Raw genomic sequence first — 23,655 nt, forward strand, 5'->3', positions numbered from 1 at the left:
GGTTTCCGACCCCACAGCTCGCTGCAGAATTTAACGCCCGATCAGGTCATGGCAGCCGCCAGTACTGTCGAGCTTCAAACCGCCTGATTCTCTACTTCAGGCCGGTCCAGCAATTGGGAGGAGGTCAGTTGTCTTCCTAGAGTGTGTGGACAGTAAGAAGTAGCTTTGGCCAATGCGCCGGCACGAATTAAGTGAACACGAATGGAGAGTAGTCGAACCCTATACGCTGGGCCGGCTGAGTCGAGGCCGCGACAACCGATTGTTTGTCAATGCTGTGCTCTACCGCGTGCGAACCGGCGTGTCGTGGCGCGACCTGCCTGAGCGGTTTGGTCCCTGGAATACAGTGGCCCGGCGTTTCCGCCGCTGGGCCCAAGCCGGGGTATGGGAAGCGCTGTTTCAGGCCGTGCAGGAGCCTGACTACGCCTGGGTGCTGGTAGATTCAACCACGGTCAAGGCGCACAAAGCGGCCGCCGGGCAAAAAAAAGTACGCCCATCGCCGAATGCTTAGGCCGCAGCCGGGGCGGTTTCTCCACCAAGCTGCACGTGGTGCTCGATGCGCTGGGCAACTGCCGGCACCTGGTGCTGACGCCGGGCCACTGGGCCGATTGCACGCAACTGCCGGCCCTGTTAGCAGCGTTACGCCACGCACCGGGTGCCGTGGTTGCCGATAAAGCCTACGATACCAACGCCGTGCTGGCCGCCATTGCCGGCCGCAACGCCGAGCCGGTCATTCCGTCGAAAACCAGCCGCAATGTGCCCCGCACGTACGACCAGAACCTGTATGCTGACCGCAACAAGGCCGAACGCTTTTTTGGCCGACTCAAAGAAGCCAGAGGATTCGCCACACGTTACGACAAGACGGCTGTTTCTTTTTTGGCTACCGCCCACCTGCTCGCTACCCTCGATTGGCTACGCTAACTGTCCACACACTCTAAGAAATAAAACAGAAACCCCCGCGCCGGCCTTGCAGCCAACGCGGGGGTTTGAATTATCAGGATACTGCCAGGCTCCTACATCCGGGCGATAACCTCGTCGCCGAATTCCGAGCACTTCAGCAGCGTGGCGCCTTCCATCTGGCGCTCGAAGTCGTAGGTGACGCGCTTGGCGGCAATGGCCGCTTCGATGCCGCTGTAGATCAGGTCGGCGGCTTCCTGCCAGCCCAGGTGCTCCAGCATCATGGCACCGGAGAGAATCACCGAGCCGGGGTTCACCTTGTCGAGGCCGGCGTACTTAGGCGCGGTGCCGTGCGTGGCTTCGAAAATGGCGTGGCCGGTGAGGTAGTTGATGTTGGCACCGGGTGCAATGCCGATACCGCCCACGATGGCCGCCAGCGCGTCGGAAATATAGTCGCCGTTCAGGTTCAGGGTCGCTACGACCGAGTACTCGGAAGGACGGAGCAGAATCTGCTGCAGGAAAGCATCGGCGATGCTGTCCTTGATCAGGATTTTGCCGCTGTCGAGAGCCGCTTTCTGCAGCGCGTCGGCCACTTCCTGGCCCTGCTTGGCCGCTACCCGGTCATACTGGCTCCAGGTGAATACCTTGTCGCCAAACTCGCGCTCGGCCAGCTCGTAGCCCCAGGTTTTGAAGGCGCCTTCGGTGAACTTCATAATGTTGCCTTTGTGCACGATGGTCACCGACGGCTTCTTATGAAGAACAGCGTACTCAATAGCTGCGCGCACTAGGCGCTCGGTGCCTTCCTTCGACACGGGCTTGATGCCGAACGACGACGTTTCGGGGAAGCGGATTTTCTTCACGCCCATCTCGTCCTGCAGGAATTCCAGCATTTTCTGCGCCTGGGGCGTGCCGTTCATGTACTCGATGCCGGCGTAGATATCCTCGGTGTTCTCGCGGAAAATCACCATGTCGGTCAGGTCGGGGCGCTTCACGGGCGACGGCACGCCTTCGAACCACCGCACGGGGCGCAGGCAGGCGTAGAGGTCCAGCTCCTGGCGCAGGGCCACGTTCAGGCTCCGGATGCCGCCACCGACGGGCGTAGTCAGCGGGCCTTTGATGCCCACGAGGTATTCGCGGAAAGCATCCAGGGTTTCGTTGGGCAGCCAGTTGCCCGATTGCTTAAAGGATTTCTCACCGGCCATCACCTCTTTCCACATCAGCTTGCGGCTGCCGCCGTAGGCCTTTGCCACGGCCGCGTCGAATACGCGCACGGAAGCGGCCCAAATGTCCGGACCCGTACCATCGCCCTCAATGAAAGGAATTATCGGTTGGTCGGGTACATTCAGCTTGCCGCCTTTGACGGTGATTTTTTGTTCTGCCATTGTTAAAAGTTGCCAGTTGTGAGTTGACAGTTATTGAGGTTGTTTGAGTTGTTTGTAGAGGTACTAAATCCGCCTCTTTAGCTTCGTTGACCGTCCTGCTGAGCTTGCCGAAGCATCTCTACCACCGCAGTAAATGAGTTTACCGTGGCGGTAGAGATGCTTCGGCAAGCTCAGCAGGACAGACGAAAAGCCATAACGGATGCTTTAATAGCCGAAAATCTCTTTCAGCGTGAGTTGCTGGACCTGACCGTACTTGGCCAGCTCCTTGAAGTTGAGACGGTCTTTGGAGCCAATAACCAGAATGGTCTGGCTTTGGCCTTTCACTTTGGCGAGCTGAAACTTCTTCAGGTCGTCGAAGCTCATATTCTGGGTTTGCTCATACACGTCGCGGCGCAGGTCGTAGTCGAGGCCGAGGCGCTTGGCGCGCTCGTAGCTAAACAGGATGTCGGACTTGGTGATACGCTCGGTTGCAATGCTGTTGCGGATGCTTTGCTTGGCGATTTGCAGGTTGGCTTCGGCCACGGGCAGGTCGTTGAGCAGGGTTTCCATGCCGGCCATGGCCTCGCCCAGCTTGTCGCTCTGGGTGCCGATGTAGCTTAGGTTGTAGCTGGAGCGGCCCAGCTTGTCGGCGCTGGCGTAGCGCGAGGAAGCGGAGTAGGCCAGCGCCTTGGATTCGCGCAGCTCCTGAAACACGATGCTGCCCATGCCACCGCCGAAATACTCGTTGTACAAGCTCACGGTGGGCACCAGGGCTTTGTCGTATACGTCGCCCTTGGTCAGAAACAGGATTTCGGCCTGCACCATGTTGTAGTCGACCCAGTACACCTTGCGGTCTTTGAGCGGCTGCTCAGCAAAATCCTTGTTGGCCGGTACGGGCGTGAGCTTGGAGGGCGAGAGGTGGTACAGGTTTAGTACTGTAGATAAGCCTTTTTTTGAGCCACTAGGCATAATAGGCTGTTTGACTACGTTAGTATCTTTACCTGTTATTGGATTTTTTTCCTTTACAGGAAGTTCATCCGCTTCAATAATTCCTCGTGGCCCATAATACAGCACGCGGTGCTGGTAGCTGGTCAGCTTTTTGGTTAGGGCCGTTAGATCCGCAGGTTTCAAAGCCTTAAGCTCTTTCTCGCTCAGCTGGCTGGTAAAGGGGTTTTTGGAGCCATACTTAGCGAAGTTCAGCATGGCCTGGGTCAGGATAACCTGCTTGTTCAGCTTGGCATCCTTACGGGCTTTGAGCACGCCATCCACCATGTCCTTCAGCGCTTTGACGTCAGGCTTGGGGTTGGCCAACAGGCTTTCGAACAACTTAATAGCGGGCTCAAAGTTGCTGTCGAGGCCGCTGAGGCTGACGTAGACGCGGTCCTGGCCGCTGCTGACGCCGAAGGAACAGCCCAGCTTGTAGAACTCCTGCTGGAGCTGGGCTGCGGTGAGCTTATCGGTGCCCAGGTACTGGAGGTAGTCGGCGGCCAGGCCCAGCTTGGGGTCGTTGTTGGTGCCCAGGTCCAGGATGTAGTACAGGTTGAATAGCTCGTTTTCGGTGTTCCTAGTGTAGTACACCGGAATGCCTGAAGCCAGCTTTAACTCCTGAATATCCTTTTTGTAGTCCACAAAAACCGGCTGCAACTCCGGCGTGGGCTTACTCACTACTTCCTTGTAGAAGTCGGAAGCTACTTCGCGGTTCACGGGTACCGGCGTAATGGCGGGCTTCACCACTTTGGGGGTGCTGGCGTCCTTGCCGGTCTTCTTGTAAATCAGCGCGTAGTTCTGGCCGTAGTACTGGTTGGCCACGCGCAGCACTTCTTCCTTGTTGATGTTGCCGAAGTCCTCGTACTGCCGCAGCACGTCTTTCCAGCTCTGGCGCGACACAAACGCGGCCACGAAGGCCCCGGCGCGGGCCTCATTGCTTTCGTAGCTCTTGGTGCGCTGCAGCTTCTCGTTGTTGATGATGGCCGGAATCAGCCAGTCGGGAAAGTCACCCTTCTTTACTTTGTCGATCTGGCCCAGCAGCAGGTCGCGCACCTGGGGCAGCGTCTGGCCCTGGCGCGGGGTGGCGTAAAGGATGTGCGACGAGTAGTCGTTGTTGATGTCCGTGAACGAGGCGGCCTGCAACACACGCTGCTGCTGGTTGAGGTTCAGGTCAATCAGGCCGGCCTGGCCGTTGGTCAGGATCTTGTCGATCATGCGCAGCACCAGCGCCTCGTGGGTGGCGGCACCGGGCAGACGGAAGCCGAGCATCACGTTCTCGGCGTCGGGACCCATTATTTCCTTCACCACGGGCGTGGTAATGGCCTCTTCCAGCGCGGCCGTAAACGCGGGCACCGGCTTGCGCTGCAGCTTGCCGAAGTACTGATCGATAACGCGGATGGTCTGGTCGTAGTCCAGGTCGCCGCTCAGGCACAGGGCCACGTTATTGGGCACGTAGTACTGGCCGAAATACTTCTTGATTTCGGTAATCGAGGGGTTTTGCAGGTGCGGAATGGTCCCAATGGTCGTCTGGGTGCCATACTGGTGCTTGCGGTAGAGGCTGGCATTCAGGGCCTCGTATTCCTTGCTGAAGTCGTTGTCGAGGCCCCGGTTTTTCTCCTCGTACACCGCTTCCAGCTCCGTGTGAAACAGGCGCGGCACCATCTCGCCCAGCCGCTCACTCTGAATGGCGGCCCACTTTTCCAGCTGATTCGACGGGATATCCTCTTGGTACACCGTCTGCTCCACCGAGGTGTAGGCATTGGAGCCCTTGGCGCCGATGGCGCCCATCGTTTTGTCGTACTCGTTGGCTACGGCATACGTGGCGGCCACGCCCGAAATTGAGTCGATCTGGTGGTAGAGCTTCTTGCGCTCGGCCGGGTCGGTTTTGGAGCGATATACTTCGTACAGGGCCTCAATCTTGTCCAGCTCCACTTTTTCGGCGGCCCAGTTCTGGGTTCCCAGTCGCGAAGTGCCCTTAAACACCATGTGCTCCAGGTAGTGCGCCAGGCCGGTAGCGGTACTTGGGTCGTTCTTGGAGCCCGCCCGCACGGCCAGATACGTCTGAATACGCGGGGCATCGTCGTAGTCGGAGAGGTAAATGGTCAGGCCGTTGTCGAGGGTGTAGATGCGCGCCTTGAGCGGGTCGCCTTCCACGGTTTCGTACTTGTATTCTTTTTGCGGCGTGGCGGCGGCCGGGGTCGTGGTAATGGCCGCGGCAGCAGTAGCGGCGGGTTTGCTCGTCTGGCACTGCGTAGTTAAGCCAAGCGCCGCAATGGCTGGAAATAGAAGCAGAAGGGGTTTTTTCACGAAATTCCCAGAGCAGAAAGCGGAGCGTAAGAACAAGATTTCAAAGATAGGCGGCTGGTATTGGAATTAAAAACGGAATGCGCCTTGGCCCTGATTATGAGCGGGTTTTAAGTTGCGCGAAAAGTCCCGGATAATTAGTATGGAAGGCCCAGGTATCAGGTGTCGTTGGCTTGGGAGCCCGACGCAAGCAGCGCAAGCCTGGCAGGTCGTGGGCCAGCACCCTCAAAATCGTTCTGTCCCGTGACTTGCCAGGCTCTTGCTACTGGTAAGGGCGGGTTTGAGATTGAATAGAAAAGCCAATAACGGTTCTGCTGCGTTTGTCGAAGTATCTCTGCCTCTGTAGTAACTGATTGTACCAGTGCGGTAGAGATACTTCGACAAGCAGACGCCAGATCAGGCAGGACGCTCCAAATAGGCCAAAATAGCTGATTTCGGTCACTGTCCACACGCCATAGCCCGCAGCTGGGGTTAGTTGCTTATTGCACGCGAGATGCTTCGACTAGCTCAGCAGGACGTTCTGGAAAGGCCGAACGTGCTTATAGCGGTTTCGGGAACGGTGCAACCCGGCTGCTGTAGAGACGCGTATTCGCGTCTCGTTGCCCGCGCCGCCTGCCCGGTTTCGTGAACCGTAGAGACGCGAATACGCGTCTCTACGGTTCACGAAACCGCTATAAGCCATAGTACGGCTTGCCTGTCAGCGGTTAGTCGACGTCGAGGCCCAGGAGCTGCTTCATTGTGAGCAAGGCCGGAAATTTCTCGGAGAGGTACTCGAATTTGTCGGCGGCGGTGTAGAGCTTCCGGCCGGTGGGGGCCTGCTCGGCTACTACCGCCTGGATGTTCAGGCGCGGGTAGCCGGTACGGCGGCGCAGCTCGGTCAGCAGCTCGCTGCGCACATCGTTGAACTGGTCAATCTGGATGGGATTATCGACCGTGAGCTGAATCACGTGCTGGGCATCGGCCGTTACGGAGCGGTTCAGGAGGATATACTCCATCATGCGCTCCTGCACGCGCTTTTCCTCCCGCATCTCACCCCACACCCGCTGCAGCAGCTCGTCGTTTATCGGCGGCAGGCCGGTTGTGGGGCCGCTGACTTCCTCCACTGCCACCACCGGTCCGGCCTGGGATGCCGATACCTGCTGGGCCACTTGCGCCTTGAGGTCCTTCATGCTCGGAATGAGCTTGGAAGTGCCGTTCAATGGCTTGAGCGTGGGCGCAATCCGGCGCGGGGCAGCGGGCTCAATACCTTCGAAGCTGGGCACGCCCGTCTCGACGTGGGGGCTCGTGTCGCGGAACTGGCGGGTCGGCTCCACCACGTCGGCTTCGACGTTCTCGATGCTGGGAGTAGTGTGTAGCTCCTCAATTCCGCTTTCCACCGGCACTATTTCCTCCGGGTCAGCTGGGGCCGACACGACTGGCGCGGACGGCGCTACGGTGGCAGAAACCGGCGGCGGGGGCGTTGGCTGAGCAAGAACTGCTGGCGGAGGGGGAGCCGAATTGCCAGTGGCCGCCGGGGAGCCCACCGCCGCGGGCGTTACACTAGTTTTTTTTTTAGCCTCGCCGTTGGACGAAGGACTCATTTCGCGGGCAAACTGTACCGCCCCGTTCAGGTAGGCCAGCTTCATGAGCATCAGCTCGACGTGGAGCCGCTGGTTTTTGGCCTGCTTGAATTCCCGGTCACATTGGCTCACCAGATTCAGGGCCGAGAGCAGAAACGCCAGCGGTGCCGACCGGGCCTGCTGCACGTAGCGCCCCCGAATGCCTTCCGACACTTCCAGCAACTGCACCGTCACGGCATCTTTGCATACCAACAGCCCCCGCAGGTGCTCGGCGGCGCCTACCACGAAGTTGTGCAGGTCGAAGCCGTTTTGCATCACCTCATCCAGCAGCAGCAACGAGCCCGAGAGATTTTCGGTCAGCAGGCAGTCGACGAGGCGGAAATAGTACTCGTAGTCGAGGATGTGCAGGTTTTGCACTACATCCTTGTAGCTGAGCTGATTGCCCGAAAAGGTCACCATCTGGTCGAAGATCGACAGGGCATCGCGCAGGGCACCATCGGCTTTCTGGGCCACAAGATGCAGGGCGTCGGGCTCGGCCGTGATTTTCTCCTGCTGGGCAATGTAGCCCAGGTGCCCTACGATGTCGTCGACCTTAATGCGGTTGAAGTCAAAGATCTGGCAGCGCGACAGAATAGTGGGAATAATCTTGTGCCGCTCGGTGGTGGCCAGGATAAAAATGGCGTAGGAGGGCGGCTCTTCCAGGGTCTTCAAAAAGGCGTTGAAGGCCGCGTTGGAGAGCATGTGCACCTCGTCAATAATGTAGATTTTGAAGCGGCCGGTCTGGGGGGCATAGCGCACCTGCTCCACCAGGGAGCGAATATCCTCCACCGAGTTGTTGGAGGCCGCATCCAGCTCGTGCACGTTGAACGAAGCGTTCTGATTGAACGAGCGGCAGGAGTCGCACTGGTCGCAGGCCTCCGTTTCGGGGCTGAGGTTGGTGCAGTTAATGGTTTTGGCCAGAATTCGGGCGCAGGTGGTTTTGCCCACGCCCCGGGGGCCGCAAAACAGGAAAGCCTGCGCCAGATGATGGCTGGTAATGGCATTCTGCAGCGTGGTAGTCACGTGCTGCTGCCCCACCACGCTCCGAAACGTGGCAGGACGGTATTTACGGGCCGAAACGACGAAATTCTCCATAAGCGCTAGCCACAAAGATACCCCGAAAAGACGGTCTTTGGAAGGTTTGACGGGAGCATTTCGGTCGTCGGTGTCAAGCAAGCGGGCCGAGCCTATGCTGCCACACTACAGCGCTTCGGCGTTGGCAGAAGGGGGAAATTGTATATATTATATAATTATATGTACAATAAATATAATTAATTATGTATATTAGTTCCCTTTCTTTTTGTGCCTAGGCGAAGCCAAGAGCCGGTCCTGCCGTAGCCAGCCGTGAGCGGCGCACCAAAAAGCATACGACCACCCTGTTGCCCGAATCCTTGGGCTAGCCGGCGCTTAGCTGGCTCGAAACGCTCTGCTCCTGCTTCCACCTACTTTTCCTGAAGCTAATGAAACACGTCTACCTGGTGTTTGGGGCCGCCATCCTGTTGGCCGCCTCAGTGCATGCGCAGCAGAGCCAGCTAGTGGCCCCGTCACTATCGGCCACTGATACTTATTTCGGGGTGCAGGTAAAAGACCCGTACCGCAACCTGGAAGACCTGCGCGACCCGGCCGTGCAAACCTGGATGAAAGCCCAGGCCGCCTATGCCCGCCAGACGCTGGACGTAATTCCGGGGCGGCAAGAGCTGCTGGCGCAGATGCAAGAGCTGGAGACTCGGAAAGTGGTGACAATTACCAGCCTCATTATCACCGATAACAACCGCTATTTTTATCTCAAGAAGCGGCCCCAGGATCAGCAGCCCAAGCTGTATTGCCGCGATGGCTACAACAGCCCGGAAGTGCTGCTTCTCGACCCAGAAAGTATAGAAAAGGGTAAAGCCTATACTATCGGCGGGGTTTCGCCTTCCTACGATGGCAGTAAAGTCGGGTTGGTGCTGAGTGAAAATGGTGCCGGGGTAGGGGTGATGCGGGTGCTGAACGTGCAAACCAAGCGGCTGTACCCCGACAAGCTGGCCCTGGCCTGGGAGGCTGGCAAATGGCTGCCCGACAACAGCCGTTTTTTATATACGCCGCTCAGTGGCGCCGACTCCCCCAAGCCCGCTACCGGTCTCAACACCCGCGCCCTGCTACACCAGGTAGGTACTTTGCAAAGTCAGGACCGGGCAGTGTTTTCCGCCGCGCTATGTCCTCAACTGGCCATTAGGCCCACCGACTATGCCCGCGCCAAAATGGACCGCGACACGGAGCTTCTGTACGGCCTGCTGCACAATGCCGACGGCTACCTACGGGCTTATTGGGCGCCGTCGGCAGCGCTTTTAGCACCAGCAATCAACTGGAAGCCGCTGTTTACGCTTGCGCATAAAATCACGGGCTTTGTTACCGACGAGCAGTATATCTACTTCGTTACGTCCCAATATACGCCCCGCGCACAGCTCATGCGCATGTCCGCAACCAGCCCCGATATAGCGGCGGCGGAGCTGCTGGTGCCCGGCAGTCCTGAGGAAGCTATTGTGGACTCCCAGCTCAAAACCACCAAGGATGGTCTGTACTTTGTGCGGACCCACAACGGAGTAGAGGCTCGGTTATATTTTGTGGCCAAAGGCAGCAAGACGGTGCAGCAAATCAAGCTGCCCCAGCCCGCTGGCAGCCTGCAGCTGGAAACCAAGAGTGCGCGCTGCAGTGACCTGTGGGTACGGCTGGCGGGCCGCACCACCGACTGGCGGCGCTACCGCTACTCCGCCGGCGGTCGGCAGTTCATGGCCGAGCCGCTGTCGACTCAGGTCCAGTATCCGGAGTTTGCCGACCTCGTGGTGGAAGAGCTGCTGGCCCCGTCGTCTGATGGCGTGCTGGTGCCCTTGTCGCTGGTGTATACAAAAAATACCCCCCGCAACGGCACGGCGCCCGTGTTGCTGCTGGGGTACGATGCGTATTCCGCTGGCCTGAATCCGCTTTTTTATCCGCCTCATCTCCTCTGGACGCAGCACGGCGGAGTGCTGGCGGTAGCGCAGGTGCGGGGCGGCAAGTTGGTTGACGGTCGGTATCCTGGCAGCCAACAAACAACCATGCCCACCGCCTGGAAAGACCTGATTGCCTGCGCCGAATACCTCACGAAAAACCAGTATACCAGCCCCGGCCGCGTTGCCATCAGTGGTGGTAGCGCCGGAGGTATTCTCATCGGTCGGGCGCTGACGGAGCGGCCGGATTTGTTTGCGGCAGCTATTACGGAAGGAGGCTTTTTGAATGCTACTCGGTGGGAGAGTTGGCTGGGCGAGTCTATACATGGGCTTGAATCCGGAGCGGTGCACACAGAAGCTGCGGGTAGAGCGCTACTCGAACTGGATGCGTATCACCACTTGGTACCTGGCACTAAGTATCCGGCTACGCTCGTCACGGCCCATCTGAACGACCCGCGCGAGCTGGCCTGGCAGTCGGCTAAGTTTGCGGCCCGGCTGCAGAGTAGCACCATTTCGGGTAAGCCAGTGCTGTTTTTTACCGATTACGAGGCTGGTTACGGCAACGTCCATTCCGGCCCAAAGCGGCTCGACGCTATAGCCGACCTGCTGGCTTTTGGCCTGTGGCAAACGGGCGTGCCAGCCTTTCAGCCCCAGAGCACGGCAGCCAAATAGCCAGCCGCAACGCGTACTGGTGTGAGCCGCCGAATAATGCGCCGGCCGGGCTTTAAGAGGATTTCCCGGGAGTCACAGGCCGCCGCGGGATGGAACATTTTTGGCGGTCGGCAACGTTTCCTGACTGAAGTGCGTACATTCGCACCCCGCCACTCGTGGCGGGAATCGTTCTTTACCATTTGGGGCTGACCGGAATTGACAGCTTGCGCAAGTCGCGAGTAAGCGTGCCGAGTGTTGGGCGAACCACTCGTTAACAATTCGTCCGAACAATAACTGGCGAGTATAGCTACGCCATGGCTGCCTAGTCTAGGTACTAAGCACTGTCATCGTCCCGCACCCGTTTTCTTTTACACGGGTGAGTTCGGGGCGTCGTAAGTAGAAGATAGTCAGGAAGGAGGTGTGACTTCCTGGCGAAAACCAACTGCATCTAAGGGGACTCTACGGGCCTGATGCGCGCCCGGAGTACCACGAAAATCCAAGCGTAGATACGCACGTAGAAGGCTCGTCGGTTTCCTTGTCTGGACCAGGGTTCGAATCCCTGCAGCTCCACTTTATCTTAAAACCCTGCTTCTAGCTTAGAAGCAGGGTTTTTGTTTTTATGGCGGCCGGCCAAGCTGCTGGGAAGTGCTTTTTTGCCTGGTTTTCGCGCCTAGGCCTCCTACTCAATTTACTCCATCGGAGGCCTGCCACGGCAGATATTAGAGTTGTTCCTGAATTAGGAGCCGATGCCAAAATTTGGCTGTCATGCTGAGCTTGTCGAAGCATCTCTACCGCAGTAGTAATCCAATCTACCGGTTTACTACTGCGGTAGAGATGCTTCGACAAGCTCAGCATGACGGGCAATCTACTTCCTGAACAGCTTCAAAGTCAGGCACCGGCAACTGGCTCAAGTAAAGCAGCCATTCGGACTCATTGCCGAAGAATATCCCCTATTTGTTGTTGTTCTTACAGGCGCGGGCTTATACTGCCGCTATCTTGCAACTGCTATGAAAGAAATATTCGCTAAAGCCATACCTATTGTTTTGCGGGAGCTGATGTGGCTGTTCGGAGCACTTATTGTCGCTGCTTTTCTGGCTGTCATAGTGCGTCTGGTGCTGCAGCTGAACGAGGATACTTACCAGCAGGTGCTGCTGGAGCTGCCGGCCGACGCGGTGTTCCACCTGAAAATCGTGCTTTTCAGCCTCTGTCTGGTGGGTATTTATATCAGCCGGCTGGCCGTAGCGGCTGTTGATTCGCTCCTCAGCGCCTAGCGCGTGAGGACAATCAAGGACTTGTGACGCGAAGCTCTGCTTCGCGACCGTCAGGACGTCGCGTAACAACACTTGCCGGGCAAGTAGCGCGAACGGCCGCGAAGCACAGCTTCGCGTTACAATCTTTTGACGCCTCTGCCCGCTAATTGTCCTCAGCGCCTAGCCTGCCGGAAGCGGCGCTACGGCAAAATCTGCCGCCGCCAGTAGCGCCGATACAGCAACAGCAGCAGCAGCAGCACCGCCGTGCCAGTGCCCACCAGCAGCCAGCCCGATACTACCAGCTGCCCAAACCAGACCAGATAGCCGGCTACGCACAGGGTGCAAAGCCCAATAAGTAACGCTACAACACTCAACAGCGGCGGGTTAGGTATCAGCGAATCGGCGCGCCGGAACAGCGCCACGAGTAGCCCCACAAGCAGAAACCCGATGACGACGACGCCGCTCAGCAGCAGCACGTGGCGGAGCCCGTACAAGCGCGCCAGTGGCCCCTGTGCCGCTGGTATAGTGGCGCTTATAGGGATTACGGGCTCGGTGAAGCTGGCCCGCAGCAGGTTCCAGACCTGGGGCGAGCCGTCGTCGTAGCCCAGGGCCCAGATACCGACGCCCGCCAGGCGCTGCTTCATAAGCCAGGCATATTTGGGGGCCAGGCTGGCCGAGTCTTCCCACCAGGCCTGCGGGGCCGGCAGCCCGAACTGATCGGGGGCCAGGCCGCTGGAGGTGCGACTCAGGCTCGCTAGGTCCAGCTTTATTTCTTCCTGCGGGAGCCGGGGCCGCAGCTGCCAGTTGGTCCAGTAGGTAGGCGGGTATTTGTCGCCCACTACCTGGTTGCCCAGGCTATCCACCTTCCATACTTTGGCCAAGTGGGGAAAGCCCACCACCAGCTGCCGGCGCGGCACGGTGCCCTGTTTCAGATAATAGTCAACAGAGGTAGCAATGCTATGCTGCCCCCAAACATCGCTCGGATGCAGCGGGGCCAGTGCGCCGGGCACAATCTGGTTGTAAGGCGTGTAGTCGAATGCCTTGACAATGAACAGACGCACCAGATGTTGTACCGCCTGCAGGTTGCGGTACGTGCCCGTACTGTCGACGGCCGGCACGTTGAGCGTAATGAGGTACGACGAGTCGCGGGCCCACAGCCGCACGGCCAGCCGGGCAATAAAGTCCTGTAGTGGCTGGGAATGGTCGGTGAGGGGCCGCATGCTGGGCGGCACTACGTACTGGTAGGAGCGGGCCCGTTGCCGCAGATCCTGCTTGGCCTGCTGCTTTCGCGCGTTTTGGCTTTGGTTGGCGGTCTGCAACTCCTGGAGTTGCGTAAGCTGCGCTTTGTTTTCGGCCAAGCCAGGCTGCTGTGTCTCTTGGCGGGCGATGTACTCGCGGGTGAGCCTGGCGTTGAGCTGCTGCTGCTTGCGGATATCGGTATTCTGCGCTTTCAAGGCCGTTTTTTGGTCCGTTAGCTGTTTCTCTGCGCGCTCATAAATCTCTTTAGCGGTCTTAAAATCAGCCTTGGCTTTCTCATCCAGGTCGAACCACTGCACAACGGTGCCCCAGATGAGGCCCGGCGGCTTGGGCGGTTGGGGAGCCAGCTTGCGGTGCGCTTCTATTTCCAGCGCCAGATTATTTTGTTCCTGACCCAGAGCGTAAGCCACATCGGCGAGCGAGTCCTTTGCGGCAGCCAGAACCAGTAAAGAAGGTGCCGCAGGGGCCAGGAGCGCCTGTTGTTTCTGGAGCCGGGTGCTGCTGGCGCTAAGCTTGCCTTGCCGCGCCAGTAGCGTATCGGTTTGCTGCTGTAGCTGCCGCTGCAGCAGGCTAAAGAGCTGCGGCTTCTGGTCGGGTGGGCCAAAGTCCAGGTTCACGCCGTCGGCCTTCGCGGCTTCAACGTGTTGCACGATGGCCGCCAGCAGCCGATTCTGGGCCGCCATCTGGTTGGCATCCAGCAGGGAGCGGGCCCCTTCGGCGGCGGGGTAGGAAATGGTCAGCAGTACTTTGCAGGCTGGGTTTTGGCGGCGTACTTCCCGAATCAGATTTTCCGGGCCTTGGTCGGGCGGGGCGGCCAGGCTCAGCTCGCCCAGGTTGTTGGCCTGGTAGCCGTAGTAGGCGACGTGCGTCAGCAGCGAGAAATCGTAGTTTACGTACGCATTGCTCATCCAGTACGGATGCCAGCCAAACACCACCGCACCCGGTTTCAGCCGGCGGGGCTTGGCAGGCTTTGCCTGCGGCAGGTGCTGATACTGATAAGCGCCCACCGTGGTGCTGAAATCCTGTTGGTCGCTGGGGCTGTAGCGCCGGTAGTTCTGCACGCTGGGCGGGTCCAGGGGCAGCCTTGGGTCAACGAGCGGGGCATTGCGGCTAGGCTTTTTTCGGCTGCTCGCAGCGCGCGACTTCGGCCCGGTCTGGCCGTAGCTACCGAGGCTAGTGGCCATCAGCCCAACAAGGAACAGGCGAAATAAAATACTTTGAACAAGACGCGGCAGGGGGCGGGAGTAGCGGTTCACGCAGCAGATAAGGAATAGTGTATACCAGAATAAGCGGGTCAAGTCTGGCGACGGCCGTAGCAGCAGTATTCAGCGGCAGTAATATATCCATTATCTTGTCGGCACGCACACTGGGCGCGGCCAAAGCGGCAGCGTTTTTCTGCTCGGCAGCACTGCTGGCATGGGAGCCAACACCTGCTCGGCGGGGTAAGCGGCTTCTCATCCGGCGTGTCAGTAGATATCCATTAGTCATACAGCCAGCCCAGCATAGCGCGACCTGGCGCTTATTATCGCAGCCGCAACATCAGCTGGCTTTGCTTTTCCCCGCATGATTTCAACTGCTACTCTGCCCGCGCCCGAAGCCACGCTCACCCGAGAGGTCGACTGGCTCGTGGCCGTACTCGAAACGCGCATTAAGCTGTATTTTGGTCTTGAGTGCGCCGTTGCTGCCGTCGAAGATTTGCCCGCGCCCGTGCTACCGGCCTCGGCCGCCGATGCCTACGCGCAGGTGGTAGAGCAGGAGCAGCTGGGCTGGGCCGAGCGGCTGGTGTTGGCCTTGGCGCTGGCTCCGCACCTGCGCCCGCAGGCGCTGGATGGCTTTTTTGCCCGCAACAGCACCTATGATCGGGGCTTTACTGAATTTGGGGGGCTGAAAGGGAAGGGCCATACGGGCTTTTTGCCCACCGGCGAAACGGCCCTGTTTCTGCTGGCCGGCGACGACCTGAGCCGGCGTTTGCGCTACCAGTCATACCTCTGGGCCGATTCGGCGCTGGCTACCGCCCGCCTCGTGCAGCTGGGGGCCACCGAGGCCGGCGAGCCCGCGCTGAGCGGAGCCCTGACCGTGCCCCCGGAGGCGCTGGCCCTGCTGACGACCGGCCAGCGCCTGCGCCCCCACTACAGCCCCGATTTTCCGGCCCAGCCCATCACCACAGCTCTGACCTGGGCCGACCTCGTGCTCGACTACCACGTGCTGGAGCAGCTACAGGAAATGAAAACCTGGCTCGACCACCAGGAGCTTATTCTGCAGGATGAGCACCTGCGCCGCCACCTCAAGCCCGGCTACCGCGCCCTGTTCTACGGCCCCTCGGGCACCGGCAAAACCCTTACCGCCTGCCTGCTGGGCCAAGCCACCGGCCATGAGGTGTACCGCGTCGATTTGTCGATGATTGTATCCAAATACATTGGCGAGACGGAAAAGAACCTGGCCCGCGTGTTCGACACGGCCGAGCGCCGCCGCTGGATTCTGTTCTTCGACGAAGCCGATGCCCTGTTTGGCAAGCGTACGGCTACCAGCTCTTCCAACGACCGGCACGCCAACCAGGAAATAGCCTACCTGCTCCAGCGCATCGAAGATTTTCCCGGCGTCATCGTGCTGGCCTCTAACCTGAAAGGTAACCTCGACGAGGCTTTTGCCCGCCGCTTTCAGGCCATGATTCACTTCCCGCTACCTGGGCCCGAGGAGCGGGAGCGGCTATGGCGGCAGGCCTTCGCCGGCACCGTCAAGGTAGCCCCGGACGTCGATTTTCCGACCTTGGGCGCCCAGTATAAGCTGGCCGGTGGGGCCATCATCAACGTGCTGCGCTACTGTGTGCTCGCCAGCATGCAGCGCGGCCAAGCCGTGAGTGCCGCCGACGTGACGCGCGGGGTGCAGCGGGAATTAGCCAAAGATGGCAAAACGGGGTAAGCGGCTCTGCTTGCTATTTGAAGATTTTGCTGAACAGGTCCTGGAACTCCGGTGTGCGTGTGTCATGATAGCCGGGGTAGCTATGCTGGCTTTGGGACGGTGTCACGTATCGGGGTGCTTTGCCGCCCGATTTGTTCGACTTGTCGCGCTGCTCCAGGCCATGGTACCGCTTCTTCTGCTGGTTCCACTGCTTGTTTTCGGCGGGGCTTTGCGTGTGTCCTTTGCGGTTGAAATGCTCACTGGCTCCCTCGTCGTGGCCAAATACCACGTTGCCGTGTCCTTGGGTCAGGTCAGGGTCCTGGGTGCGGCTGTTGGGCGAATGCGTGATGAAATTGCGAGTGGGCGAGTGCAGCCAATCGGCTTCGCTGGCCCAGCGGTTCTCATCGTAAGGCGTATGGGCACCTTCGGCCAGTAGCTCAAGCCCGATGTGGGAAGTATGACTCGGATTGATATAGCCCAGAGCGGCCCGGCGGTTTGGGGCGGGAGTGGGCGCATCGGGCAGCACGGCGCTGGTCGCAATGCGGTGCTGAATTTCGGCCAGCGCGGTTGTTTTGGTGTAGCCGGTGGCCTCACGGTGCAGGGCCTCGGCCCAGGTCCGGTGCTCGTCATCGGGTAGCTGCTTGTACCAATCCGACTGCTTCAGCCCCAACTCTTTGCTACTGGTCGTTTCTCCCCGGTGAATTACGCGCTGTACCACTGCCGATGTATCGGTGGCTATGCCGGCAAAACTGCCCGGCTGGGCTCCCGGCCGGGCATTGAGGGCCGCCTGAAGCTGGCGTTGCGCGGTAGCAGCGGGGCGGCGGTCAGGTAGCGTGTGGGCGTGGCCGGCGCGGGTTTCCGGCGCTACGGTACGGAGGGCAGAAGCTTTCATAGCGGGCGAAGTTGTAGATAGTGTTTTTGCAATATAGACACGGACAAGAAATACAGAAGCTGTTTTGAGCGAATTCCTACCCGGCTTCTTTACGTGTCTATCTGATTAGCAAACTGCACGAATAGCTGGTTGGGAATAGTGACGGTGACCTTGCTGATTCCTTTTTTCAACATCAAGTAATACGGGTCTTCTAAGAACGCATCCGGAGTGCTGGCAAGGCCGGTCATCCGCTCGGGCGTCATATCAGCACTGATTTTAGGCTCGAATGTAATCTGGTCGGCATACGGACCCGCCAGAATAGCATTATTGTGTAGCATGTGCTCTTCCAGAAAGCGTGCATCAAACATGTCAGGATCCTGCGGCTTCGCCTGTTTCTCGGTTTTATCTTTAGTCACCCGCCTTTGCTTCGCCAGCTCCGCTTGCTTATGCGTTTCCAGGTCACCAAATACTTTGCTCAGCTTAGACGCCATCAGCTTCACCACGGCCCCGCCGCCCATCGGCAGTATCACCGATCCATCACCTGAGCAGTGATGCTGGGCTATTGCCTTAATAGCAATGCCAACCAGCACATTTCCCATACCGCCCGATTCATCGGAGTGGGTGTGCAGGATGGTGTTGTCGCCATGCGTTTCAATATCGACCACGGCTATCTGCTTTTTATCGGCCCATGCTTCAACGTGATGATGCGCTCCTTTGGTGTAGTACAGGGAGAGCCCACGCTTGGGAGAAGCAATTTCTTCCAGCACCGTAGTCTCTGCTTCCTTCGACCTGCCGCCCCCGCGTTGTATAACGCCATATTTCTGCAGCACACGGCTGCCCGGGCGGGTTGATTTGTGCTGTTGCGGCTGAGGCTGAGTGGCTGCTTTCTTTTGAAGTTTTGGCGCTACTAAAGATGCGATAGGCGCAAGTTCTTCCTCCTCCGGCGCTACACGTATTGGCGATACTTGCGCGGCTCGCTGTCCCATTATGTCGGCCTCTGTTTCCAGGCCGGCATCATCATTAATAGCCGCGCCTTTCAGCTGCATTGTGGCCTGCACTCGCCCCTGCTTTTGCTGCGCTATGTGCCAGGCCTCGTGGGGTAGATGCTGCTCCTGGCCTGGCCCCAGGTGAATGTCCGTGCCTTGCGCATAGGCCAAGGCTTGGAGTTGGGCGGGCTGTGCGGAATTATAATGCACCTGCACGTCGTCGAGGGAGTGGCCCGAGAGGTGCTCTACGCCAGCTTTCAGCTTGTCGGGTAGGCCGGTGGTGTTGCGGCGCGGCGCCGCAAGCCGGGCCGGAAACGGCTGGTTTTGCTGCCGCAGGCTGCCAGCAATAGCCTCCTGCTGCTGTTGCTGGTCAATGGCAATACCGCGCTGGTCGGCTTGGGCTGCCGCGCGAGCACCGGCGGTTTCGGTGGGGCGCTTGGGACGGGGAGCAAGTGTTTTCATACAAGAAAGGATAAGCATAATGGGAGTTGCAGCGCAGGAAGCGGGCAACGACTTGTGGGGCCCGCTGTCAGCGCCAGTTTACGTAGAGCGGGGCATCCATCCAGGGCAGCTTAATGATGGAAATGGCCCAGGGCCGCTGGTCGAGCAGAATGTCGAGCGTTTTGGGCTCCACCGTCAGCACGATGCGCTCCTCCAGCCATTCCAACTTGCCGGGCCGCCGCAGAAACGTTTCGCGCAGGCCCGCTACGCTGGTATTTTTCAGAATTTCCCAGCGGGCAATAACGGCCTTGAGCAGGCTTTCGGTCAGCTCCCGCTCGGCGTCGGTGAGGTGCAGCTCACTGGGTAGGGGCCGGGGCTGGCGGATGCCGCAGAGCAGCTTATTGAGCGGCAGCGCATACTCGGGCGCCTCCGTGGTGCCGGCTACCAGAAATTGCAGCAGCAAGGCGGCCTGGTGCTGGGCGGTTTCGTCGCGGAACTGCTGGTTTTCGAGGTAGCCCATTCGGTCGAAAAGCATCGTCAGGAAGGGCCAAAGCAGCACCAGGCCGGCATTGGCGACATACACGGTTTCCAGCGGCCGCGCTTCCTCGCTCACGAAGGGAATAGGGTCGGAGGCGGGCGAGGTGTTGGCCGCGGCCATCAGGGCTTCGTGCCGCAGAGTGAGCAAGGCACTCAAGGGGCTGCGCAGCACCAGGCCCCGGCGGGCGGCCTCCTGCTGAATGCGCCCCGCCCGCGACTGGTTGCGGGCCAGCGTAGCGGTAGGCCAGTACGGCTCCTCTGCCTGCAACAGGGCTTTTACCAGCGTGTCGGGCCGCCAGGAAGCCACGGGAGTGGCCTGTATCAGCGTCAGCAATACCTCGAACAGAGCTGGGGCGCTGAGCCGAACTACCCCCTGGCGGGCCAGCAGCTGCCAGTCGGCCACCACGGGGGCTGCCAGCCGGTAGTGCGCCGGGTACAGGTGACGCAGCAGCCGCCAGAATTCTTTTTCGGCCAGGCTAGCCAGCAGCCGCCCGCGCACGGTGGCCAGCGCCAGCAGTGGCCGCATGTTTTGCAGCAACGGCCGGTTTGCGGGCTGAAGCAGTAGTTTCCACATGCTCCCTACCCGCTGCTCAGCGGTGGCCCCACGGGCGTTGGGCAGCACAAGCGCCGTGGCCGTGCTTACCGGCAGCCTACTACCTGCGAGGCCGTTGGCGCTGGTGTCGGTGGGCAACTGGCCGGTGTGGAGATACTGTTCGAGGAGTTGAAATACGTGAGCCGCGTCGGGGGCGAAGCCCGCCGCCAAATGGGCGGGGATGCGCGGCGCGGAAGCCGGTAGTGGCCTATGGCGGCCGCGGGCCGACTCCTGCCCAACGTGTGCCACCAGTAGGGCTGCGAAAAAAGGCAGGCCCGCCAAAGCCGGCACCGCCCGCTGTAGCCCGGCCACGCGCTGCAGCACCGCTCGCCACGAAATACCGGCCGCTGCCGCTCGCCGCCGTACTTCGGGCACTATCTTATCAACCGTTGACAGATCTGGGCGGGCCGCCAAAGCAAAAAAAGCCTCCTTCAAAAACAGCAGCACCGGCGCGGCCGACCATGATGGCGCGGTAGCTACCAGGCGGTCGAGCTGGGCCATGGTAGCCTGCGAATTGCTGCCTGGGCGGCTACTCGTGGTGGGCCCCGTAAGCCGGGCCAGCAGGGTGAAATCAGCCAGAGTTACCAGGGTTTGCCGGAATCGGGGCTTCTGGCCGTGGGCCCGCGCCAGGGCCTGCAGCTCGCCCCGATAATAGTGGGCCACCTGCGCCAGCAGCTGCTGGCTCTGCGCCGTGGTGAGACTGGCCGGAGCCCACCAGGGCGGGCGCTGATGCAGCAGCAGATGAAAAATTAAATCCCGGGCGGCGGCCCCGGTCGGCAGCTGCTCCAGCCGCTCGGCGGGCGCGCCACTAGTATCAGTCACGCCCTGACTTGACGGGCTGAAACCGGTGGCAGCGCCAAAATCTGAACGGGCAGCAGGAGGCATGGCGGCGATAAACGCCATGGCTGGGGGCAACGGCCGTCGTGGCGGTGCCAGCGCCGGAAGGGGTTTCGACTTGGCCAACGGCAGCGCGCTGCTTTTACTTCCAGCCTGCGCCGGGCGGGAAGGTGGAGGTAGGCTGGCGAAAAAAGCATCGGTCCGCAGTACCGGCTGTTTGGCCAGCAACCGACGAATTTTATCCAGCAAAGCCTGCCAGGGCAAGCCGTGTGCCGCTGCCAGGCGTTGGATTTCGCGTAGCGGAGCCGTGGCAGGTTGGTGGCGGGTCTGCAGGTGAAAGGCGAGGTAGGCAGCCCGCAGAAACAGCAGCCAGCGCGAAGCCGGCGCGGCGCGGCTGCCCGCTTCGCTCCGGTCCAGGGCTGCCAGGGCTGCCGTGGCGCGGTAAGTACGGCCCGGCCGATGAGCCAGCAGGCGGGGGAGTAGGGTGAAGTCAGCTAAGGCCGCCAGCCGGTCGCGCACGGGGGCAGTGGAGGCGTGCTGCTGTACAAAAGCACGTACGGCCGCTGGATTTTGTCGCTCCACGCGCCTGAGCACCCGGCCAAGCCAAGCCGAGGACACAGGCGTCGGGGGCTGCCACCACGCGGGCTCGGAGCCGTGGCGCAGGTAGTAGAAAAGCAGCTCCTGCATACCGGCCGCGGGCTGCAGCGCCAGCAGCTGCGCCGGGGGCCGGGGAAGCCGCCTTAACCCGCGCAACCACGTTTTGCCCTCGCGGCTGGCCCATGCCGCGCCTTGGTATGTTGCGGGGTCGGCAGTGGCACTTGTGTAATGTTCGGGAGAAACGGCTGCCGCACCAGTGCTTTTCCGCTCTGTTATGGTAGCGACGCTTGCGCTACCTGTAGCAGTTGTATTTATGGTAGCAACACCGGTAGTAGCGACACCAGCCAAAGAATGGGAAAACTGAGGCGACGAGCCGGCTCCCGCAGATAGTGCCACCAGTACTGGTTTGGGGAATCGACCGTCGAAAGGCAATGAAAAATCCGGCTGCGCTTCAGAAACAGGAAAAGCTGTGGCCCGGTGCGCAGCCAGGAGCGCGGCGAATAGCGGCTCCGCGAGTAGCGCGGGCTGAGTCTGGGCCAGAATAGCTGCTTTCTGCAGTATGGCCCGCCACGGAAGCCGACAGGCCGTAGCCAACCGACGCACGGCCATCAGTGGCTCGGTGCCGCTACGAGCCTGTAAGTGAAACATCAGATAAGCAGCCCGTATGAACTCAGCCAGCTGGCCGGCGCTACGTGCTTGGCCTCCCGGAGCCAAAATTCCTTCCAGAGCAGCCAAAAGCTGTCGGCGGTGGGCGGCTCCGGCTGAAGAGCCGCTTTTCAGCAAGGTGGCCAGCAGCGGTAAGTCAGTGAGCCGAGCCAAGCGCAAGAGCACGGGGACATCGGCGGCACGCTCCCGCAACAGCTGCCGTAGCGGTTGGGCATTGGTGTGTATTACTTGCGCTAGCAGCGCCAGTAGCTGCTCGCGCGTGGCCCGGCCGCGTACCCACCAGCGTGGTCCCGCACCCTGCACTAAATAGTGCCGTATGGCCGCGACTTGCCACTCCCGGCCCAAAGAACCTGGCACCAGTAGCTCCTGCGGGCTGGCCGTCCCCAGTTTCATTTCTCGTGCTGCATTGGCCGGTAGCTGCTGCGTGAGCCAACGGCGGAAAGCCGGGCTGCTAAGCGGTCGGAATCTATCTTCTATAAAGTAGCACAGGGCGTGTTCCCAAAGGACGGAGCGAGTGGGCCGCGCCGCGCCCGCCGCCCGATACGCTTCCTCCACAGACTCCATTACGGCCAGCAGGGGCCGCACTTGGCCGGGGGCAGCTAGTCGAAGCAGTTGCTGGAGCAGCGCTTCGGGGAAGTGCCGGGCCAAAGTCCGGGCAGCGCCGGCCGGCTGTACCAGCGGGCGAACTACGGCCCAGCCCCGGCTGAGCACGGCCGCTAAGCCAGCTTCAAGCTGCGCGAGCGAAACCAGCGGATGTGCTGCCGGTAGGGAGCCGTGCCGCAGAAAATAAGCCAACACGTCGCTCGGTGCCGCCCCATCTTGAGCAGTAGCAGTAGCAGTAGCAGTAGCAGTAGCCGATTGCAGGTTGCTCATGTCGTGGTACCGCTCCAAAGCGGGGTTGCCCGTCACGGCGTTTGCCCCGGCCCTGTAAGCGGCAGCAAGGAGCGGCGACGGAGCGACGGAAGAAAAACCCGGAACCGACGACTGGCCCGCTACCGCCAGGGAGGGTAGAGCCAGCGGCCCGCGTGTTTCGGCAGGGCTGCCAGGGCTGAAGCGGCCGAATTCGGCGGCAACTGTCGGGCTGGCCGCTTCAGCCGTGGCTTGGTAGAGGGAGCGAATCAGCGTCGGCAGCGCCGCCTGGGTGGCGAAGGCAACGGGCGCGTTGAAGTCGGCCAGCTGGCGCAGTAGCTCCACAAAGGACAGATTGTAGCGCGCCGCCAGCTGCTGAATCTGCCGCTCGACAAAGGCCCGGCGGTTGAAAGCGGAGCTGGCTCGGGTGAGCAAATCGGTCAGAATCAATTCGTAGAGGATGCTTCGCAGCGCTGACTCCGTGACCGGAGCCAGCCACCGTCGTTGGTGGGCCGCCAGCGTCGTGAGCAGGTAGTCGCGCAGGAAAGGGGCGTGGGCCGGTTCGAGTATGGCAATGAGACGCTCCAGCTGCTCGGTGCTGAGCTGCCAGATCAGCCGCTGCCGCACCTGCGGAGTCCGGCCCAGCCGCACCACCAGCGCCCGAAACGCCGCCGCGTGGTGCGTCAGCAGGTTATCGACCATGGTGCGCAGTGAAAAGATCGTCTCGTTTACGTGCCAGGGCAAGCGGCCGTGCAGCAGAAAATATTCCAGAATATCCAGCTCCGATAGCCCTGAATGCTTCTGTGAAGGGCCGGCAGCGGGCAGTGGAGCGGTGAGCTGCGCCAGGGCTGTGCGGATGGCTTGCCGCAGTAAGTCGGGGAGGTCGGCTTCCAGGCGACGGTCGGCGACGGGCGGCAGCTGCAGCACCAGTTGCGGGAGTTGCAGGTGCACGTCGGCGGGGCAATAGGCCGAAAACTCCTCGGCCAGGAGCGCGGGCAGCAGCTTCTGGCATAGCGCGCTGAGGCGCTCTGGCAGCTGGGGGGCCTGGGAAGCAGCATCGGCCTGCACCTCCAACTGCAACATCTGAACCGCGTGGGTGGCTTTCATGCGGCG

The 23,655-nt window shown here is 60.4% G+C and carries 10 protein-coding genes, 1 other RNA gene and 1 pseudogene; 5 read left to right on the forward strand and 7 right to left on the reverse strand.

Features of this window, described 5'->3' with window-relative positions; translation table 11 throughout:
* Positions 1–199: 199 nt before the first annotated feature.
* A pseudogene (locus tag E5J99_RS17900) lies at positions 200–918 on the forward strand (IS5 family transposase); the annotation flags it as partial.
* A 92-nt stretch (positions 919–1,010) separates the two neighbouring features.
* Here the strand turns inward: E5J99_RS17900 and icd are convergent.
* The 3 genes from icd to E5J99_RS17915 all read right to left on the reverse strand — a co-directional run bounded on the left by icd (position 1,011) and on the right by E5J99_RS17915 (position 8,239).
* Positions 1,011–2,276, reverse strand: a complete 1,266-nt coding sequence (icd, locus tag E5J99_RS17905) for an NADP-dependent isocitrate dehydrogenase (RefSeq protein WP_135499191.1) — start codon at positions 2,274–2,276, stop codon at positions 1,011–1,013.
* A 204-nt stretch (positions 2,277–2,480) separates the two neighbouring features.
* Complete coding sequence (locus E5J99_RS17910; RefSeq protein WP_245319083.1) at positions 2,481–5,549, reverse strand: M16 family metallopeptidase; 3,069 nt, start codon at positions 5,547–5,549, stop codon at positions 2,481–2,483.
* Between the two features lie 701 nt (positions 5,550–6,250).
* Positions 6,251–8,239 carry a DNA polymerase III subunit gamma/tau gene (locus E5J99_RS17915; RefSeq protein ID WP_135499192.1) on the reverse strand — a complete coding sequence of 663 codons (1,989 nt, stop codon included), beginning with the start codon at positions 8,237–8,239 and terminating at the stop codon, positions 6,251–6,253.
* Positions 8,240–8,604: 365 nt separating this feature from the next.
* On the opposite strand from E5J99_RS17915, the gene E5J99_RS17920 reads away from it, so the two are divergent.
* The 3 genes from E5J99_RS17920 to E5J99_RS17930 all read left to right on the forward strand — a co-directional run bounded on the left by E5J99_RS17920 (position 8,605) and on the right by E5J99_RS17930 (position 12,032).
* The gene (locus E5J99_RS17920; RefSeq protein WP_135499193.1) at positions 8,605–10,782 is read left to right on the forward strand and encodes a prolyl oligopeptidase family serine peptidase; all 2,178 of its coding nucleotides are present in this window, start codon (positions 8,605–8,607) and stop codon (positions 10,780–10,782) included.
* 181 nt (positions 10,783–10,963) lie between these two features.
* Positions 10,964–11,334: a transfer-messenger RNA gene (gene ssrA / locus E5J99_RS17925) on the forward strand.
* A 434-nt stretch (positions 11,335–11,768) separates the two neighbouring features.
* Complete coding sequence (locus E5J99_RS17930) at positions 11,769–12,032, forward strand: hypothetical protein (RefSeq protein ID WP_135499194.1); 264 nt, start codon at positions 11,769–11,771, stop codon at positions 12,030–12,032.
* 179 nt (positions 12,033–12,211) lie between these two features.
* On the opposite strand, the gene E5J99_RS17935 is transcribed toward E5J99_RS17930, so the two are convergent.
* Positions 12,212–14,452, reverse strand: a complete 2,241-nt coding sequence (locus E5J99_RS17935; protein WP_135499195.1) for a glycosyl hydrolase family 18 protein — start codon at positions 14,450–14,452, stop codon at positions 12,212–12,214.
* 379 nt (positions 14,453–14,831) lie between these two features.
* Here E5J99_RS17935 and E5J99_RS17940 point away from each other — a divergent pair, with 379 nt between their 5' ends.
* Positions 14,832–16,187, forward strand: coding sequence for an ATP-binding protein (locus E5J99_RS17940; RefSeq protein ID WP_135499196.1), 1,356 nt, complete (start codon positions 14,832–14,834; stop codon positions 16,185–16,187).
* 13 nt (positions 16,188–16,200) lie between these two features.
* Here the strand turns inward: E5J99_RS17940 and E5J99_RS17945 are convergent, their stop codons facing one another.
* From E5J99_RS17945 to E5J99_RS17955, 3 genes are all read right to left on the reverse strand, one after another.
* On the reverse strand, positions 16,201–17,058 hold the full coding sequence (locus E5J99_RS17945) for a hypothetical protein (RefSeq protein ID WP_135499197.1): 858 nt from the start codon (positions 17,056–17,058) through the stop codon (positions 16,201–16,203).
* A gap of 89 nt (positions 17,059–17,147) precedes the next feature.
* Positions 17,148–18,533 carry an eCIS core domain-containing protein gene (locus E5J99_RS17950; RefSeq protein ID WP_210114481.1) on the reverse strand — a complete coding sequence of 462 codons (1,386 nt, stop codon included), beginning with the start codon at positions 18,531–18,533 and terminating at the stop codon, positions 17,148–17,150.
* 19 nt (positions 18,534–18,552) lie between these two features.
* Positions 18,553–23,649 carry a contractile injection system tape measure protein gene (locus E5J99_RS17955; RefSeq protein ID WP_135499198.1) on the reverse strand — a complete coding sequence of 1,699 codons (5,097 nt, stop codon included), beginning with the start codon at positions 23,647–23,649 and terminating at the stop codon, positions 18,553–18,555.
* Positions 23,650–23,655 lie beyond the last annotated feature (6 nt).

Source organism: Hymenobacter elongatus (genome assembly GCF_004745955.1).
Taxonomy (GTDB): domain Bacteria; phylum Bacteroidota; class Bacteroidia; order Cytophagales; family Hymenobacteraceae; genus Hymenobacter; species Hymenobacter elongatus.

What these genes read in the sequence shown, in the direction of transcription:
- E5J99_RS17955 (WP_135499198.1), bottom strand. Translation starts at nt 23,649, where the DNA reads ATGAAAGCCACCCACGCGGTTCAGATGTTGCAGTTGGAGGTGCAGGCC.
- icd (WP_135499191.1), bottom strand. Translation starts at nt 2,276, where the DNA reads ATGGCAGAACAAAAAATCACCGTCAAAGGCGGCAAGCTGAATGTACCC.
- E5J99_RS17945 (WP_135499197.1), bottom strand. Translation starts at nt 17,058, where the DNA reads ATGAAAGCTTCTGCCCTCCGTACCGTAGCGCCGGAAACCCGCGCCGGC.
- E5J99_RS17935 (WP_135499195.1), bottom strand. Translation starts at nt 14,452, where the DNA reads ATGGCCACTAGCCTCGGTAGCTACGGCCAGACCGGGCCGAAGTCGCGC.
- E5J99_RS17920 (WP_135499193.1), top strand. Translation starts at nt 8,605, where the DNA reads ATGAAACACGTCTACCTGGTGTTTGGGGCCGCCATCCTGTTGGCCGCC.
- E5J99_RS17930 (WP_135499194.1), top strand. Translation starts at nt 11,769, where the DNA reads ATGAAAGAAATATTCGCTAAAGCCATACCTATTGTTTTGCGGGAGCTG.
- E5J99_RS17940 (WP_135499196.1), top strand. Translation starts at nt 14,832, where the DNA reads ATGATTTCAACTGCTACTCTGCCCGCGCCCGAAGCCACGCTCACCCGA.
- E5J99_RS17915 (WP_135499192.1), bottom strand. Translation starts at nt 8,239, where the DNA reads ATGGAGAATTTCGTCGTTTCGGCCCGTAAATACCGTCCTGCCACGTTT.